At 45.1% G+C, this 17,209-nt stretch carries 16 protein-coding genes; 8 read left to right on the top strand and 8 right to left on the bottom strand.

What is annotated here, in order from left to right:
- Positions 1 to 30: 30 nt before the first annotated feature.
- Positions 31 to 2,250, top strand: coding sequence for a bifunctional alpha,alpha-trehalose-phosphate synthase (UDP-forming)/trehalose-phosphatase (locus ACLVWP_RS10360; protein WP_413557170.1), 2,220 nt, complete (start codon positions 31 to 33; stop codon positions 2,248 to 2,250).
- Here ACLVWP_RS10360 and ACLVWP_RS10355 read toward each other — a convergent pair.
- On the bottom strand, positions 2,222 to 2,989 hold the full coding sequence (locus tag ACLVWP_RS10355) for a 4-hydroxy-tetrahydrodipicolinate reductase (protein WP_413557169.1): 768 nt from the start codon (positions 2,987 to 2,989) through the stop codon (positions 2,222 to 2,224). The two genes, ACLVWP_RS10360 and ACLVWP_RS10355, sit on opposite strands and share 29 nt — an antisense overlap.
- Positions 2,990 to 3,144: 155 nt before the next feature.
- Positions 3,145 to 4,581 (bottom strand): peptide MFS transporter, encoded by a 1,437-nt coding sequence (locus ACLVWP_RS10350; protein WP_413557168.1) that lies wholly within the window; start codon positions 4,579 to 4,581, stop codon positions 3,145 to 3,147.
- 107 nt (positions 4,582 to 4,688) lie between these two features.
- On the opposite strand from ACLVWP_RS10350, the gene ACLVWP_RS10345 reads away from it, so the two are divergent.
- The 4 genes from ACLVWP_RS10345 to ACLVWP_RS10330 all read left to right on the top strand — a co-directional run bounded on the left by ACLVWP_RS10345 (position 4,689) and on the right by ACLVWP_RS10330 (position 10,120).
- Positions 4,689 to 7,433 carry a zinc-dependent metalloprotease gene (locus ACLVWP_RS10345; protein WP_413557167.1) on the top strand — a complete coding sequence of 915 codons (2,745 nt, stop codon included), beginning with the start codon at positions 4,689 to 4,691 and terminating at the stop codon, positions 7,431 to 7,433.
- Positions 7,434 to 7,605: 172 nt separating this feature from the next.
- A complete protein-coding gene (locus ACLVWP_RS10340) occupies positions 7,606 to 8,241 on the top strand; it encodes a hypothetical protein (protein ID WP_413557166.1) in 636 nt (211 codons plus the stop codon).
- A 47-nt stretch (positions 8,242 to 8,288) separates the two neighbouring features.
- Entirely contained in the window at positions 8,289 to 9,383 is a 1,095-nt protein-coding gene (locus tag ACLVWP_RS10335; protein WP_413557165.1) for a TIGR04552 family protein, read from the top strand.
- Between the two features lie 2 nt (positions 9,384 to 9,385).
- Positions 9,386 to 10,120, top strand: coding sequence for a lysophospholipid acyltransferase family protein (locus ACLVWP_RS10330; RefSeq protein WP_413557164.1), 735 nt, complete (start codon positions 9,386 to 9,388; stop codon positions 10,118 to 10,120).
- Positions 10,121 to 10,123: 3 nt separating this feature from the next.
- On the opposite strand, the gene ACLVWP_RS10325 is transcribed toward ACLVWP_RS10330, so the two are convergent.
- Positions 10,124 to 10,249 (bottom strand): hypothetical protein, encoded by a 126-nt coding sequence (locus ACLVWP_RS10325; RefSeq protein WP_413557163.1) that lies wholly within the window; start codon positions 10,247 to 10,249, stop codon positions 10,124 to 10,126.
- Between the two features lie 59 nt (positions 10,250 to 10,308).
- Positions 10,309 to 11,217, bottom strand: a complete 909-nt coding sequence (locus ACLVWP_RS10320; protein WP_413557162.1) for an NAD(P)/FAD-dependent oxidoreductase — start codon at positions 11,215 to 11,217, stop codon at positions 10,309 to 10,311.
- Positions 11,218 to 11,331: 114 nt separating this feature from the next.
- On the opposite strand from ACLVWP_RS10320, the gene ACLVWP_RS10315 reads away from it, so the two are divergent.
- A complete protein-coding gene (locus tag ACLVWP_RS10315) occupies positions 11,332 to 12,246 on the top strand; it encodes a LysR substrate-binding domain-containing protein (RefSeq protein ID WP_413557161.1) in 915 nt (304 codons plus the stop codon).
- A gap of 55 nt (positions 12,247 to 12,301) precedes the next feature.
- On the opposite strand, the gene ACLVWP_RS10310 is transcribed toward ACLVWP_RS10315, so the two are convergent.
- From ACLVWP_RS10310 to ACLVWP_RS10295, 4 genes are all read right to left on the bottom strand, one after another.
- Positions 12,302 to 12,682, bottom strand: coding sequence for a hypothetical protein (locus tag ACLVWP_RS10310; protein WP_413557160.1), 381 nt, complete (start codon positions 12,680 to 12,682; stop codon positions 12,302 to 12,304).
- A gap of 85 nt (positions 12,683 to 12,767) precedes the next feature.
- Entirely contained in the window at positions 12,768 to 13,502 is a 735-nt protein-coding gene (locus ACLVWP_RS10305; protein ID WP_413557159.1) for a TfoX/Sxy family DNA transformation protein, read from the bottom strand.
- Positions 13,503 to 13,508: 6 nt separating this feature from the next.
- Positions 13,509 to 14,036 carry a hypothetical protein gene (locus ACLVWP_RS10300; protein ID WP_413557158.1) on the bottom strand — a complete coding sequence of 176 codons (528 nt, stop codon included), beginning with the start codon at positions 14,034 to 14,036 and terminating at the stop codon, positions 13,509 to 13,511.
- A gap of 129 nt (positions 14,037 to 14,165) precedes the next feature.
- Positions 14,166 to 14,435, bottom strand: coding sequence for a hypothetical protein (locus ACLVWP_RS10295; RefSeq protein WP_413557157.1), 270 nt, complete (start codon positions 14,433 to 14,435; stop codon positions 14,166 to 14,168).
- 308 nt (positions 14,436 to 14,743) lie between these two features.
- Here ACLVWP_RS10295 and ACLVWP_RS10290 point away from each other — a divergent pair, with 308 nt between their 5' ends.
- Together ACLVWP_RS10290 and ACLVWP_RS10285 are read left to right on the top strand one after the other, a co-directional pair.
- On the top strand, positions 14,744 to 16,771 hold the full coding sequence (locus ACLVWP_RS10290; protein ID WP_413557156.1) for a response regulator: 2,028 nt from the start codon (positions 14,744 to 14,746) through the stop codon (positions 16,769 to 16,771).
- A gap of 169 nt (positions 16,772 to 16,940) precedes the next feature.
- Positions 16,941 to 17,159 (top strand): hypothetical protein, encoded by a 219-nt coding sequence (locus tag ACLVWP_RS10285; protein WP_413557155.1) that lies wholly within the window; start codon positions 16,941 to 16,943, stop codon positions 17,157 to 17,159.
- Positions 17,160 to 17,209: the final 50 nt, after the last annotated feature.

The raw sequence follows: 17,209 nt of genomic DNA, 5'->3' as shown, positions 1-17,209 counted from the left end.
TTGTTGAAGCACGGCTAAAAATTAGGAGGAATGATGTCAGTATATCCCCGTAGAATCTTTGTGAGCAATAGATTGCCATTTAGCATAAATGCAAAAGGCGAACTCAAAAGAGGAAGTGGGGGATTGGTGTCAGCACTCATGGGAGTGAGTCGTAACGAATCATTCTCATGGTTTGGTTTTGAAACTGACACTCAAGCTGCCAATCAACTGCACGATGCCGTGAAAGCCGTGCAACCACAAATTGAATGCTATCCGGTTTACCTACAGAAAGAAAGATACGAAAAATATTATAACGGATTTGCCAATGATATTATCTGGCCGCTTTTCCACTATGAAGGTCATTTGGCAAATTTTAATCGCAACAACTGGGCTGCCTATCAAGAGGCCAATCAAAAAATGGCTGAAGCCATTGCCAAAGTAGCTAAGCCCGGCGACTCCGTATGGATTCATGATTTCCATTTCTTCCTTCTGCCAAAAATGCTTAGAGAATTAGCACCTGAAGTGAAGATTGGATTTTTCCTTCATATTCCATTCCCGAGTGCCGAGCTCTTTAGGCAGCTTCCTGTGCGTGAGGAGATGTTATCTGGAATTTTGCACTGCGATCTGATCGGCTTCCATGAGCACTCGTACCTGCGTCAGTTCATCGTCAGCCTAAAAACAGTTTTGGGTGTGGATGCAAGTTTCGTGGAAGCTGAATGCGAAGGTCACAAAGCACAGCTGGGTGTGTATCCGATCAGTATTGAGGGTGATGAATTCAAAGAAAAATCCGCAACCCCTGAAGTAGAACGTAAAGTTCAAGATTATAAAGAGCAGCATAATGTAGAGTTCATGATGTTGGGGATTGATCGTCTGGATTATACCAAAGGTCTCGAATTAAAACTGCGTGGTCTGCAACAGGCATTAAGAAAATACCCTGAGCTCCGTGGCAAGGTGTCGTTGTTGCAAATTGCAATTCCGACAAGGGAGAAAGTCCCAGCCTATATGAAAATTAAACGCGAAGTAGATCAGCTCGTCGGGGCGATCAACGGGGAGTTCGGAACTCCTTCGCACAATCCTGTTCATTATGTTTTTAATTCGGTGAAGGAAACTGAACTCTTGGCTCTCTATCGCCGTGCCAATGCCGCAATCGTCACCAGTAAACGTGATGGGATGAATTTGGTCGCGATGGAATTCGTGATGTGCCAGGATTTAAAAACACCAGGCTCGTTGATTCTAAGTGAGTTTGCGGGTGCCGCCTCATTATTAAGTGATGCTCTTTTGGTGAACCCGTGGGATGTAGATTCAATTGCGGATGCCATAAAAAAAGCCTTCTCAATGTCTGAAGAAGAGCGCTTTGATCGTATGTCTCATTTGCAAGAGATCCTGTCGAAGTATTCCTCCACGCGCTGGGCGAATGGTTTCCTAAAAGACTTGGAAAAAACAGTTCTGACGCCCATTCGTGTGGTGCAAGATCTTAGACCTGAGGTCTCGCATTGGAGTGATCGCTTCCAAAGAAAACTTCACAGCAAGCCTTTGCGCATTCTTTTGGATTATGACGGAACACTAGTGTCGATCATGAAGCGTCCCGAACAGGTCAAACTTATGGAAGACACTCGTAAGGCTCTCCAAGAGTTGAGTCATCGCGCAGAAGTATTTATCTTAAGTGGCCGCAATATGGAATTCTTAGACAGCCAGTTGAGTGAGACTGATTTGAATCTCGCGGCCGAACACGGTGCCTTTGTAAAAATCAAAGGTCGTGAGTGGCAGAATCGAATCTCCTCAGATATTCAATCCTGGTTTCCGCATGTTGAAAAAATCATGGCTGATTATACGGAAAGAGTTCCATTGTCGTTTATCGAAAAAAAGCGTGCCTGCTTAGTCTGGCATTTCCGTCTGTCTCCACCGGATTTCGCAGCTTATCAGTCTAAAAAAATGGACGATGAGTTGCAGTTGGGGATGGCGAATATGCCGGTCTCGATCACTATGGGGAATATGATCGTTGAGGCAAAGGCTATTGAGTGTAACAAAGGAAACTTCCTGCGCTGGTTAAAACAAGATGGCGCTGATGTGAATTACCTGTGTATCGGTGACGATCGCACGGATGAGGATATGTTTGTGGCGCAAAACGGAGAGGGTCTATCGGTAAAAGTAGGACCTGGAAAAACCGCCGCTCAATATCGCTTGAAATCGCAAAGTGATGTGGTGGTTTTCTTGAACTCGTTGATTCGTTTTTTAGATAAAACTACTGAATCTCGCGCAGCTTCTGTTTAAAAGTCTCTTGCAGGACTTGCTCCATGGAATAAAAACCATGGGGCTGGTTGCGCAACCATTTTGCAGCAAAGATAGCACCTGTTCCGAATGCTGCACGATTAATGCTCTCGTGCACCAGTCGAATAGTCTGATAGGGAAGTCCAAAAATAACTTCATGCTTACCCACGATACCGCCCACGCGAATGGAATTGACGTGTTCCTTCGGATCTAAATCCAAATGGCGTGCAAGTTTTAGCGCCGTTCCAGAAATGTCTTTCTTCTGGCGGAAATGCTCTTCGACGACTTCGATGTCCGCGTGAGGAATCATGCTTTTCAAAATCTTTGATGCCATCAACAGCCAATTAATTCCCAAAGTAATATTCGGAGAATACAAGACAGCTGTATTAGAGCTCGCGGCTTTCACACGAGAAAGCTCTTGATCGTTATAGTTTGAGATAGCGCTAACAACTTTGATTTTTAAGGAAGCCAGTTTGTCGTAAATCTGAGTCGTCGTGCCTGTGGAGAAATCGATCACCATGTCTACGGGGTAAGTCTCTAAAAAACTCTCAGACATATCATCAATGGAAACGAAAGGGGCGAAGTCACTGTCATGACCTAACGAACGACTGGCGTATGTTTGATTGCTTTCAGTGTGGCGACGGCAAACCCATTGTAGGGAGAGGGCAGGGTCCTTAGCGATTTCGCTTGCCACGACAGAGCCCGTTCTTCCGAATCCGAACAGTCCAACTTTGATAGGCATAGCTCCCCCTTAATAAGAAAGCGACCCTACTCTCTAAGCTAAACTATGGAAATTTCCACACCCTTTGGAAAAAATATTAAATATGTAGAGGTGCAGAATAAAAAGATAAGAACAGGTGCGCAATGCGCAGTGCGCACCTGTGTATTTTCAGTCGTTTACAGAGATGCTTCGGGCTGCGCACCGATATTGCCGGTGATTTTGCTCGAAGATTTTTTAGATGAACTGCTGTCTTCATCAGACGCGTTCAACGATTTTGTTAGAACTTTATTGCTGATAAAGAACAACACACCCGGCACCAAGCCAAGAGCTGCTAGCAACAAGAAGAAATTTTCTTTCGGCATTCTTTCGTAGTAACTGCCGATCCAACCAGATACCGAGTTACCAAAGAATGAAGCCAAGAACCAAACACCCATCATCATTGAAACGATTTTCTTAGGAGAAACTTTCGTTACCAATGAAAGACCGATTGGAGAAAGATACAACTCACCAATTGTCAGAAGGAATGTAGAACCCAACAACCAAACCGCGCTGCCTTTGCCTTCGCCCACAGCTTTTGCTGCCATGAACATAACAACCAAAGCCATCGTGCCCATAAAGCAACCCATAGCCATTTTCATTGTCGTAGAAGGCTCACCATTGCGACGGGACTGCCACTTCCAGAAAATATCCAAAAGAGGAGCGAACATGAAAATGATCAAAGGATTGAAAGATTGGTACCAAGTGGAAGGCATTTCCCAACCAAAGAAATTCCAATCAGTCGATTGGTCTGCCCACAATTGCAAAGTGTTACCTTGTTGTTCGTAAACACCCCAGAAGAAGATCGTAACCACACACAAGAACGTCAAAGCCCAAGTGCGAGTCCAGTCATTTTTAGAAAGCGGTTGCTGAGCTTGTGCTTCCACTTCATGAACAGAGGATTTGATTTGCGACTGTGGCAAGTTTTTACCACCAAAGTGATAGATCACTAGAGATAGCAACATACCCACACCAGCAGCACCGAAGCCCCAGTGCCAGCCGACTTTTTGTCCCAAAGTTCCGCAGATCAATGGCGACAAGAAGGCACCCAAGTTGATACCCATATAGAACAACGTAAACGCGCCATCGCGGCGTTTATCGCCGGGAGCATAAAGCTCGCCCACCTGTGTGGAGATGTTCGGCTTAAAGAACCCGTTGCCCGCGATGATGAACAACAATGCCAAGAAGAACATGCTCTCAGCAGCCATCAAGAAGTGGCCGATGGACATCAAAATCGCCCCGATATACACGGCACGACGCTGACCCAAGTAGCGATCCGCTAAAAGGCCCCCGAAAAAGGGTGTAAAATACACAAGGGCCATGTAGTTCCCGTAGATGTGTGAAGACAATCCTTGGGCTGTTTGTGGACCGAAAAAGAACTCAATTCCACTTTTCAAAGCTCCGTAGCCCCAAACATCTTTCCCCTTATCTGCTTCTAAAAACAGATATTGAGTCATGTAAAGCACCAGGAGCGCTCTCATGCCGTAGAAGGAGAATCTTTCCCACATTTCAGTGAAGAAAAGAGTGAACAGGGGACGAGGGTGTCCAAAAAATGTTTTCTCAGAAGTTTGAGCCATAAGCCTCTCTGTACAAAAGGTTGACGATTAATACTTTTTTCAATGTGCCTTTTGATCTTGGCCATTTTTTGAGATAAGTACACCTGAAAAATTGGAGGGGTTGCCCCATGTCATTTTCTAAGAGTGTATTTATCGCCGGCGCAGTGCTTTCTACAGTCCTTGTAACGGGCTGTACGAACGGCTTTGACGTGAATCCGATCGTCGAGAAAAAACAAGCTCCCGCGCAAATCGTGGACTCTTTCGCCCTTCCAGGGAAGCAATCTGCTGAAATCTCAGCTCAGTGCGAAAAAGCGACGTGTTTGACGATCAATAAATCCTCTCTTGGGAAGATTTTCCTTTTGATCGCGTCCGGTAAAACGGGCGGTTCTACGCCACAGTGGTACGACCTAAAACCGCAAGTTGTAAGCTTTGAAAAGTACGGCAGCCGTTTGGCGTTGCTCGGCCAAAACTACAACAGCATCTACGAAGAGCTTAAATCCACGAACTTGATCCAAACCTTCCGCGTGGTGGGCGAGGACGAAACGACGATCACATTCGATTGGGGCCGTGGTCTTAAATCTTTGATCGCGCAAAATGCCTACGATGTGGACTCTGGCGCGGGTATGAATGACCCTCTGACAGAGAGTTCTGTGTCTGCAATCCCCGTGATGGATTCTTTCACGCGTAATATCGCAATTGCGAACAACAGCATCGAGCTTGAGCAGATCTCTAAGATCCAAAGCCAACAAGGTCAGGCAGCGGCGAACAACAAGCTTTCCATCGAAACTCGTGAAGAGACTTTGGAAATGAACATCCAAATCCGCTCTTACCGCTTGGAATCTAAATTTAGAGCCAAAGAGGCAGACCCATCACGCACAGTGGGCTTTTTTGTGACTCGCGTGGCTCGTCCTGCGATGAGCAAGGAATCTGTGAAACTCATCAGCAAATGGGATATCTCAGAAGGTCGCGAGCCTATCACGGTTCGTGTTTCTGCGGCGGTTCCCGCTGAATACCTTCAAGCGGTGACTGAGGGTGCCCTGTACTGGAATAAAGTATTTGGTAAAGACGTGGTTCGCGTTGAAACGGGTGTAGATCCTCAGACGGGTCCTAAAGACCACGCGATCACACTTCGCTGGGTGACTTGGTTGGATGCGGGCGCGGCCTATGCCATCAGCCAATCAGATCCTTTGACGGGCGAGTTGTTGCGCGCTCAAGTATTCATGCCTTCGGTATTTACTAAAGTGGGCTCTGGCGATCTGGTTCAATTGAACGGTGGCTCTCCGGTAGCGACAGCGGCGATTGCTTGTGATTTCTCTCACAACATCAAAGCATTGCAAAAGCTAGCAAGTGAAGCTCCAGATTCACAACGTCTGCGCATCGCTCAAGACGGCGTGCGTGCGACAGTGGCCCATGAGTTAGGTCATGCGCTGGGTCTTCGTCATAACTTTGCAGGTTCATTCTCTGCAAAAGCGACAACTCAAGAGATCTACAATGCAGCTAAAGGATATTTGAAAGATCCAAATCACCCAGGTCTTGAGACTTCCACAAGTATCATGGACTACGTGAGTGGCATCGACGATATCTTGAATTCTGCGTATATCAAACACTCTGCGCTTTCTTATGACAAGATGGCGATGACGTGGGCTTACTCTGATAACGACAGTGCTTTGGATCAAAAGGTTTCATTGTTCTGTACAGATGAAGACATTGCCTTGGCGAACAGCCAGCAAATGTCGATCTATGGTTGTGAACGTTTTGATAACGGAAACAATCCGCTATTAAGAAAATATCTGGATGGTCGTGATGAAAAAGCAAACTTGGTAAAAGTTCTTTTCGCTTCTATCATCGGTCGTATGTACCCAGGTGATCAACCAAGTGTTGTGAATAATCTAGATAAAGTGATCGCTGATACGTACAAATGGGGCAAAGCTGCGATTGATCTTTCTTTCGTAGGCAATTCTTTGTTTGATGTGTCTGAAGTGGTTCAGGGCGTTGCCACAGTGCCATCGCAACCATTGGTGTCCTTGGAAGCTGCAAAAACAGGCGGTATCTTGGATGCACGTAAAGGCAATGACCCTGCATTTGCAGAGACTCGTCTGGCTCACTTGGCAGACGCTGCTAAGTTTTTGCAAGCTAAAGACGGTATCTCTGATAAAGTCGGCGGCTATGCGGCGATGGTAAATGGTCTTTTGCGTAACAGCCAAGGTCAGATTGATTTGGATTGGTTTGCTAAAGAGGTTCAAGCGCTTAAAGAAAGCGGCATCTTGGCTAAGGGTAAAACTCTATCCGGCCGTGAGTACTCTTTGACTGAGGAACAGCAAAACAAAGTTCTTAAGTTCTACGCAGACATCCTGGCGTTGAATAAAAAAGTGATCTTTTCTGCAGTTCAAGATCTGTTGCCAGCATTGCAAGCGCAGATTCCAACCGCTCAGGGCCGTGTGAAAATCGTAAATATGCTATTGCCTGCGGATATCGTTAAATCCGCGGACGCAGACGTATTAGGCGGTTTGGCGTTGGATCTAGTATCCGCGTCTGAGCAATCCTTGGATGTAGTTGTTGGTGGTAAGTCGATGATTATCGATATCCCATTCTTGAACTCAAACGAGCGTATTTCATTGCTTTCGATCTTGTCTTCGCAAGGTATGTCGTTCCCGATGGACTTAAAGCGTATTCAAGTGAAGTCTGCGTTGGGGGCTGCGATCAATCAGTTGATCCAAAATGTAGATCCAACGGCGATCATCGAAAAGCTTTCTTTGGCAGAGCAAAAAACTCTGGCTGAAAAGCTTCTGGCAGAGGGCTCCATCGATGCGACGGCAGCCTCTTGGTTGGCAGGCCAAATCAAGGTGCTGCAAGCTCTTGATGCGATTAAATAGATCTCGGTAAAACGGGCACCCACAAGGTGTCCGTTCTTTTTTCACCTGCATCCCGAAATTGTCATAGCCCCCGGGCGTGTCTCACCCTGAGACGGGAAATCCCCTCTAGCTCGAATATAACGTGTGTTCGCTTGGTCCAAAGCTTGCCTCTTACCTAAATCAGGAGGCTTTTATGAAATCGTCAATCTTTACTAAACTAGCGCTAGGTGCCGTGATGGCAATGTCCTTAGGGATGGCTGCTTGTGCGAAGAAAGGCGAGTCCTCTGTTCGCGTCGCAGGTCGCGGAGGCAATGTAACGACAAGCTCAACATGCTCTACAGGTGCATCAGCAGTAGGTCGTATCTACGGCAATGGTAATAACTTTGAACAAATGGTTAAGATCTTCGTATCAACGACGTTGCCGGGCACAAGCTTTGGTACTATCGATTCTACGGGTAAAACATCTAACGGTGTATTTTTGACTGCAAATCTTCGCTTCGATGCGAACGGTAAAGTTGATAAAACGTCTTCTAAAATGTTGATCCAAATCCGCGATTCTTTCGTAGGTCAAATGGACAACGGTAAAGAGATTCAACCTTATGAAGTTCAATTTACTTCTGCTTACGATGGTACTTTGAACAAAAACAACCGTACATTCACGATCACATTCCAAGATGAATTGGGTTGGATCGCGCTCAGCGGTACTTACGACAACACAAATGCTTGGGGTACTGTGTACTTCCAAAACTACAAAACTGTTGATGGCAGCTCCACTGCACAACAAACGATGGGGTCATTCTGGGTTCCATCTTGTGGCCTCTTTAACTAGAGCGCTGCGTCTTGCCTGAGCCTCTATCCCCACTAAGATAGAGGCCAATGTCCCAACGATTTCTTTTTGATTCATCCATACTGGGTTCAGTTGTTGGCGGTGGCTCCGCGATCGATATCCCTAAGCTCAATATCCACACGTTGGACGCAGCTTCTGCATTCCTATTAAGTTACGGATTTGATGTGAGCAACCATAGCGAAGTCGAGAAGCTTTGGTATTATCACCGTCGTGCTTTGGTGTTGATGGTTGAAAAGTTGGGATTCAACGATTCTGAAATTCCTGAACTGTTCTTAGATCATAAAAAACTGGGCGATATCCGCCAGCTTCTTTTGTATGCAAGCTCATCTGATCCAGATCAGATGGAGTTACAGCGTTGGGCCTGTGCGATCTTGCGTGGTATCCACGTTTTCGTGCATGCTGAAAATGATCTGTTCAGTTCCTTTTCTGAAGAAATCCAGTCGCAGATTCTGACTCCATTTCAAGATGCGATCTATCACGATGGAACAACTCATCAGACGGTTTTGAAAAGCACAGGTATCAGTCCTGAGTCGATTGAACTATTAGGCTTTGAAGTAAAGCCCTTCAAAACATCATCCAGCACAGTGATTAAGCTTTTAGCGAAACCCGATGCTTTGGCGATGAAGATCTTTGATAAGCTGGGTGTTCGTTTCGTTACTAAAAATCTTTTTGATACTTTCCAAGTTGTGCGCTTTTTGATCCGTGAAAACGTGATCAGCTTCCCGCATATCATGCCAGATCAAAGTTCTAACAACCTTTATCCTGTGGATATGTTCATGCAGGTGTGTGATGAGTTGGCGCAACGTCTGGACACTATGGATGATAAAACCATCCAAGCGGCCTTCGATCAAAAGATGACCGAAATGGGCGACAGTGTGAAGTTCCTGCGTAAAGAGAACTTCTTTTCTGGCTCCGATTATAAATTTATCAAATTCATTTCTCGTAAGTTGATCCATATTAAACCTGCTGGTGGCCAAGAATCCTTCAGCTTCTTTTATCCGTTCGAAGTGCAGATCATGGATCAATCCGCTCACGAAAGAATTTTGTCAGGACCTTCCGAGCACGAGGCGTATAAAGAACGCCAACGTATTGCTGCTCGTAAGCGTCTTTTCCCTGAGAGTTAAACATGTTTCTTAAATTGCTTTCTTATCCTCGTTCTTTGCTAGCGACTCTTTTGTTGCCTATTCATACAGTGTTTTGTTCGGCTTTGATGGTGCTGGTGACGTTCGTTTATCCCAATCGTTGGTTGGAAGATCAGATCGTGTACTTCTGGACTCGCGGCACGTGCTGGATGTTCGGGGTGAAGGTTGTGGTTAAAGGTTTTCACAAAGCTTACAAAGGCGGCTACCTTTACGTTTTTAACCACACAAGCTTCTTTGATATCTTTGCGATGTCTGGATATTTGGGCTCATTCCGTTTTGGTGCAAAGATCGAACTTTTTAAAATTCCCGTATTTGGATGGGGAATGAAGCGAGCGGGCATCTTGCCGATCGCGCGCAATCGTCGCGAAGAAGTTTTCAAAGTTTATCGTGAGGCTGAAAAGCGTATCGCTAACGGCGAAAGATTCGCACTTGCGCCAGAGGGAACTCGTCAGAAAGTTGAAACTCTGGGGCCTTTTAAATCAGGTCCGTTCATTTTTGCGATCAATGCAAAAGCACCGATTGTTCCTGTAATCGTTAAAGGTGCAGCAGCGATCATGCCTAAGGGAAGTTTCCTGCCAAATTGGGGAGTGTGGACTCGTACGATCACACTAGAGGTTTTGCCGCCAGTGGATACCAGCAAGTACACCGTGGATCAGCGTCCTGAATTGCAAGAGCACGTTCGCAATCTGATGCTCCCATATTTCCCAGGCGCCAAATAAAATCTAAATCATGATGTAAACAGCGATCAACGTGATGATGATCGGGAGGATGAAAGTCACACCCAAAACAATCAGGGTTTTGGATTGTGCTGGTGAGTCTTCGGTTTGATTGTTTGCTTCAGAGTCCATGCAAAGTCCTTTGTCCGTTTCCAGGAGTTAAGCAGGAATCTGAAGCTTTAACAACATCCTTAATGTTTGAAAGCCAATAATTCAAAAATGACAGATGATCCTGCTTTAACCCCTGAAGCGCAGGAAAGCAGAACAGATTGCATTAGTTGCATGTTGTCACCGCAAGCGTACACGCCGGGAACTGTCGTCGCTCCAACCTCGTTAACTTGGTAAAGTCCAAAGTCAGTCACGGCACATCCAAGAGACCGTCCAAGATTGGATTTTAATTCAAATGGAAATTCGGCGGAGTAAAATAGATAGTCTTGTTGAACGCGTTGGCCGTTCTCTAAGATAACTGCGTGGAGAGTGGTTCCGCTGTAATCAAAGGATTCAATCTTGTAGTTTATAACAGGAATGTTTTTCCGCTCTAAAATCTGCAGTTGCTCAGCAGTGAATGGGTCTCCGCCATCAGTAAATAGAATCAAATCAGAGGCTAGACTTTCAATCAAAGGCAGTGGATGAAAAGCAAAGCTGTTCTTAACGATCAATCCAAGCTTCGATCCACTGATTTCAAATCCATGACAGAAGGGACAATGAAAGATGCTTTGACCCCAGAGCTCTTTGAATCCTGGAATCGGCAAGAGTCGATCTCTAACACCATAGGCGAGAATGACTTTTTTAATGGCAACTGTTTTACCAGAAGACAGTAAAGCTTCGAATCCGTCAGTTTTTTTGTGAATTTCCACGACAGTGCTATTTTGGAGTTTAATTGTTGGATATTTTTTCAGCTCATCTCGGACCTTAGACCGCCATTCCGAGGGATGGATGCCGTCGTTGCCAGGAAAGTTATTTGCATGCAAAGACGGCTTATTTCTGGGATTGTTGTCATCGCAAACTAGGGCCGTGCGGTTAATTCGTCCTAAGGTCATAGCGGCGCTTAATCCTCCGGGGCCTCCTCCAACGATTAATACTTCATAGTCGAAAATCATATAAATCCTCTCGTTCGTTTCATTTAAATCGAATGTAGGATATCACTGTTACAAGGAGACGATAATTCCCCATATTGTTGATTAATTGATACCTAAAAGGTATCATTAGTACATATGGATTTTGACAAGCTAAAGGCCTTTATAGTGGTCGCTGAAGAATTGAATTTCCGGAAAAGTGCAGAGATCCTTGGGATGTCTCAGCCACCTCTAACTCGATTGATTTCGTCCTTAGAGAAAGAGCTGGGGAGTCAGCTGTTTGAACGAACAACCCGCTCTGTTAAGTTGACTGGAGCGGGAGTATTGCTCTTGAAGGAAGCTCGGGAGATCGCTGCGGCTATTTCCCGGATTGAAAGCGAGATTCGCTCCGCCAGTCGTATTAAGTCGGGAGTTGTGAGAATTGGGTTTTCAAGAACTTCGTTTATGGCGCGATTCCCAGAAGTCATAGAGCAGTTTAACGAAAGGTATCCAAAGATTAAGTTTCAATATCAAGAGGTGAGTAATAAGGATCTTTTGAGGCAGCTTGCGGATGGTAAGTTTGATCTTGGCTTCATAGAAGGTGTGACAGCCCATCCAGGTCTGGACAGTGTCGAAGTTCTTAAGGAAAATCTGGGGGTTCTTTTACCAAATTCTCATCCTTTGGCTAAAAAGAAAGAAGTTACATTGCAGAGTTTGAAGGACGAGACGATTATCCTGCACTCCAGAAAAGAAGCCGAAGAGTTTCATGATCGAATCGTTCATTTGATGAACGGTCTTACAAAGAAACCTAAAATATATATTAAAGCTGATGATGAAAGTTGTCCGATTCTGGTTGCAACAGGCAAGGGTGTTTCTTTGACTATTGCGAGCAATGCCAACTTTGCTCCACAACGTACTAAGTTCGTTCCGATAAAGAATATGTTTTTGCCTGTACGAGTTTTTTGGAGAACTGAGGATCAGAGTTCCACTGTGAAAACGTTTCTGAGTTTCATTACTGAAAGTAAGTCCGTACTTACTAAAGAAACGCATTGCTTGTACCTTTTGCCAGAATAAAAAAAGGCGCCGATCTAAGATCTGCGCCTTTTTATTTTTAAGCTTGTGCTAAAGACTACTCTTTAGTGATTACGCAAGAACCTTGAACAGATTCTTTGTTAACCAATAGAGTTTGTTCGTAAGAACCTTTTTCGCCACGAACTGATTTGAAACCAACAGATTGGTCACCAGAAGCAGACCAGAATTCGATCACTTCAAGATCGTCGAATTTGTAGTAAGAACCAGCTGGGTAGAAAATGTAGCGGCCAGTTGCAGTGCCTTTGAAATCTTCAACGCCAGTGCCGTTAGCTTGAACATCACCAGTGATGTCGCGGCCTTCGATAGTCAATTGAGCAGATACAACAGCATCACCCGCTGTGCAGTGTACGTCCATTTGAGTTGCGTGAGCAGCAGTTGCAGAAAGTGCGATCAAAGAAGCGATAACTAGAGATTTCATAATTCAAACCTTTCACTTTATAAGTGTCGTGAACGACCCAAAGACTATCCTCCCAATTAAGAAATTGAGTCAATAACAAAACGGTTTAGTCTTTGAGCTTGTTTCGCAAGGTTTTCATGAACGCTCGTGTATCAATTCTTTGCTGTTCCGTAAGGGCATTGAAGTCCTTATTTTCAAGAGCACCGATGATTGCGTAGGCATACATAGAGTGATTAGATTTAGGATGGACTTTAACCATCTTGGTCATGACCTTTTGCCATCCGAGTTTGAACATTTGCTGCGGCGTCTTAATTCCGGCGTCATGCAGCATACCCTCAAGGACGGGGCCGACATTTTTGAGGTCGGAGATCTTTTTGGCCTTTTGCAGCACTTCTTCAGGGGCCGCATCAGAAAACATACGGGGCTTGCGCGTGTCGATTTTGGTATCGATCACAAGCTTTTCTTTTTTAGCTTTTCCAGCGGCGGATTTCTTTTTCTCTTTCGGATAATTTCCCCACAAACTGTGCGGGCGAAGTGCGACTCGCAAGATATCTGAAACCCATTCTTCAAAACCTTCGGTTTCAATCGGCAGGTACAACCACTTGGGTAAAATCGGATGAGGGGAGAGAATCGGGAATTGCTTTAAAGCTTCGGCTTGGTGTTCATGCTCAACCGGGAACATGCAGCCGTTCCAATTGGTTTTGGTGCCTGATTCAAAAGTGATCAGGATGATTTTTTCGTCCAGATAATAAGCAAAACCACCGAACATCGCTTTACGGCGAAAACCCTCTTCAGGGAGAAGGTTTTCGATCCAATAAAGCTCTTGCGGTTCTTTTGCCATGAATAATTATTTACGATGAATGCGTTTGAAAGCAAGGATCGCAGAGTCAGAATCTGCACCGCAAGCTTCTTTCAAACTTTGCGTTGGCAATTTCAAAGTCAGATGATCGTGCAAAACAACGTAGTCGAGTTTCTTTAGCAACAAATCGACTTTGCCTTTGCCTGCATCACAGCTCTTGTCGCTGTCGATGGCGAAAGCCTTTGTTTCGCTGGCGGTTAATGTCTTGGCATTTTTGTCGATAGCGTAAAGCACGCTGTAACGGCACTCTGTATCGCCATCTTTAAAATCAGCTGTTAGCAACGCTTGATCCAAAAAGATGCTGACGTTTAAATCTTCGAAAGAAAGATAAAGATCTTTGATTTCCTGAGGCACCGTGGAAAGTGCTTTTTCCGAAGTGTTTTTGCAAACGTACTTATCGAATTCTGAATAGTAGTGTTTGTATTCCAAAACCAAATCGCCATCCATTGGAACCGCGAATGATAGGGCTGAAAAAGAAAGAACGGAAGCAAGGGCAGACAACGCAAGTTTGCGCATAGGGGACTCCTTAACATTTGAGAGCCCCGTTCTAACAAAAAAAGCTCCCTTTCCATACTTTCATCGCCGGTCGTGGCAAAATGAAAATCAATCGATGGGAGCTTGTAAACACCTTAGACAGTCATGAAATTAATAGCTGTCGGCCGGTGCTCTGTATCCTGGCTCACGAGAGTCAGGAACTGTAATACGCTCTTCGATATAGATCCTCTCTGTAGGACGGTCGCGTTGCTCCAGATACTCGATGGCACTGGCCTGACGAGCTCTGCGCGCTTCATTGGTTGTATCTAGTTTTGCGGGGCTAGAGTTTCTGTCCTGCATAACTGTTTCAAGCAGGCTTTTTTCCGCGTGGGCAAAACTAAAAGCCATCATCGCAAAGGTAAAAACTATGAGCTTTTTCATGAGAGATCCTCCTTGGATTTATATGTCCCATGATCCGTCTAGATTGTGAGCCAGAACAGTCCGGATCCATCTATGGTGGCAAGAATCATAGATAAACAAGTTGGAGACCACAGTTCTTAGTCGCATAGTAAAGTCATAAATAAAACTAAGTATGATGCAGAGCCTTACATGCGTGTTTTGACGTAGAAAATACTCGTTGTAAACAAATCTTCATTGCGAGTGTGTAAGGTACCCTACATCTGTCGAATAGTGCTTGAAGTGTGTCCATAACATTCGTTACAAGATGCTTTCTTGGGGAAAATTGGAACGTGTTTAAGTTTTGGAAGAACCTATCGGTCGTAAAAAAGCTCTATGTTGTCGTCGGCGGGATGGCATTGTTGATTGCTATCGAGTTGGGCACCCTGGTTTTTGCTTTGTCCACGCTGTCTTCCGTCCGAGCCTTCGTGGGTGGCGAGGGGCTTTGGTCCAAGGCACAAAAGAACGCCATTCACTCGCTGTCTTCCTATATTTTCACTAAAGAGCAGCATTACTACGACGACTTTCACAAATACATGCAGATCCCTTTGGGGGATCGAAAAGCACGTTTAGAGTTGATGAAGCCGAACCCTGATTTGAATGAGGTTCGCGCAGGTTTCATTCAAGGTGAAATTCATCCCGATGATATTCCGGGTGTCATTCGCATGCTGCAAAGATTTGGGCATATCTCTTATATCCAGCGAGCTGTGGTTGCGTGGACTCATGCAGATGAAAAACTTAAAGTCTTAATTCAAAAAGCAGAAGAACTGCGCGTGATCTTTTCTAAAAATAACGTAGATCAAGAACAAGTTCGTAAGATCTTGGCCGAGATCGATGTTCTGAATGAACAACTCACAGCGTACGAGACGGAATTTTCCAGTGTTCTGGGAGAGGGCTCGCGATGGCTGGAAAACATCTTAATGATGTTGTTGGTTTTAGCGGTCATCACGATTGAGGGAACGGGGTTGTTTTTAACATTCTCGTTCGCAAAAGGGCTTAATCGCAGTTTGCTTGAGCTTAATCATGCCACGCGAGAAATCGGGCAGGGCAATCTTGGAATCACAGTTCCTGTGCACTCTCAGGATGAGCTTGGTCAGTTGGCTCAGTCGATCAATAAAATGAGCCATGATCTCGATGTGAATATCTCCCAGCGCTTGCTTGCTGAAAATGCCAATCAGGTGAAGACCTTGTTCCTGGCGAACATGAGTCACGAGATTCGCACGCCTTTGGGAATTATCCTAGGTATGACTGATATCTTGAAAGACCCGCAAGTCAGCGATGAAGAAAAACGCAAGTATCTAGATGTCATGGAAAGCACCGGGCATAATCTTGCGCGTTTGATTAATGATATTTTGGATATCACTAAGGTGGAGGCTGGGCATCTGGAAGTTGAGTTCACCGGCGTTCACATGGATGCCTTTATTGAAGAGCTTAATAGCATGATGCATGTGAAGGCTTTAAAAACGGGTTCTATGTTAAGGTTTGAAGTGTTGGCGTCAGTGCGAAATCTTGTTATCGCCACTGACAGAAATCGCTTGAAGCAAATTTTGGTGAATCTGATCAACAATGCTTTGAAGTTCACTCATGACGGTACTGTGCAAGTGACGGTCGGTGCGATTCACGATGAAATGTTTTTCGAGGTGAGTGACACGGGCATTGGTATTCCCCTAGAGCAGCAAGGCAAGCTCTTTCAGAATTTCTTCCAGGTGGACGCTTCCAGCACGCGCCAGTACGAGGGCACGGGCTTGGGGTTGGTACTTTCTAAAAAGTTAGCTAAGTCTTTGGGAGGCGACGTGATCTTAAAGCGCAGCGCGCCTGGCGAGGGCTCGGTATTCCGACTCACGATTCCTCAAAGAGAAATTGCCAAGGCCGAAAAGCCAGCAGTTAAAACTCCACAAGAAGTCGAAGCTATGACGGAACAACTGCGTGGTTTGGATGTCCTCGTGGTTGATGATTCTGAAGACAATCAGGTTTTGATCGAACATTATCTGAAAAAGCGTGGCGTTCTTTGTGAATTTGCGAATGACGGCACAGTCGCTCTACAGAAAACCGTGGATAAAGAATTCGATGTGATCTTGATGGATATGCAGATGCCACGCATGGATGGCTATCAGGCCACTCGAGAGCTGCGTGAGCGTGGCTATAAGGGGCCAATTGTGGCGTTGACCGCTCATGCGATGAAGGAAGACCGCGAGCGTTGTATCAATGTTGGTTGCAATGACTACCTTACTAAGCCTATTGAATCTGAAAAGCTCTATGAGACACTGATACATCTCACGCAAGTCCAAACTCAGCGCAACACACTTGCAAAGGCTAAGTAATCATCAGCTACATCAAATCGAAATAATCGTGACTAGCAAACTTTGGCCAGCTGGATTTTTCTTACACACTGATCTGCCGCGAGGAAGATTTTAAAATACAGACCTTTTGGTCAGCTCCTTGCATACCGATAATGGTGTATACTTGTAGAATGTTGTAAGGAGTCCTAAGATGAGTAAAACAATTGGAATGATCACAGCTTTAATCGCAATGAGTTTCCTTTCAGCCTGCGCAACGACATCGTCTCAACACGAGACACAGTCGATGATCTCTCCTGCGGCTGAAACTTGGGAAGTGTCAGAAGTTCCTTTCATCCAAGCGGTGAAAAAAGCCCCAACGAAATCTGAAATCGTGGAAAATAAGGTCAAAAAGAACCACAAGCAAAACTAATTTGTTCTTTCAAATTTTAAATAAAAAAAGAGCGGGATAAAACCCGCTCT

The organism is Bdellovibrio sp. HCB209 (assembly GCF_047306065.1).
Taxonomy (GTDB): Bacteria; Bdellovibrionota; Bdellovibrionia; order Bdellovibrionales; family Bdellovibrionaceae; genus Bdellovibrio.
The sequence above is the reverse complement of the archived record's forward strand: the minus strand, read 5'-3'. Positions and strand labels throughout refer to the sequence as shown.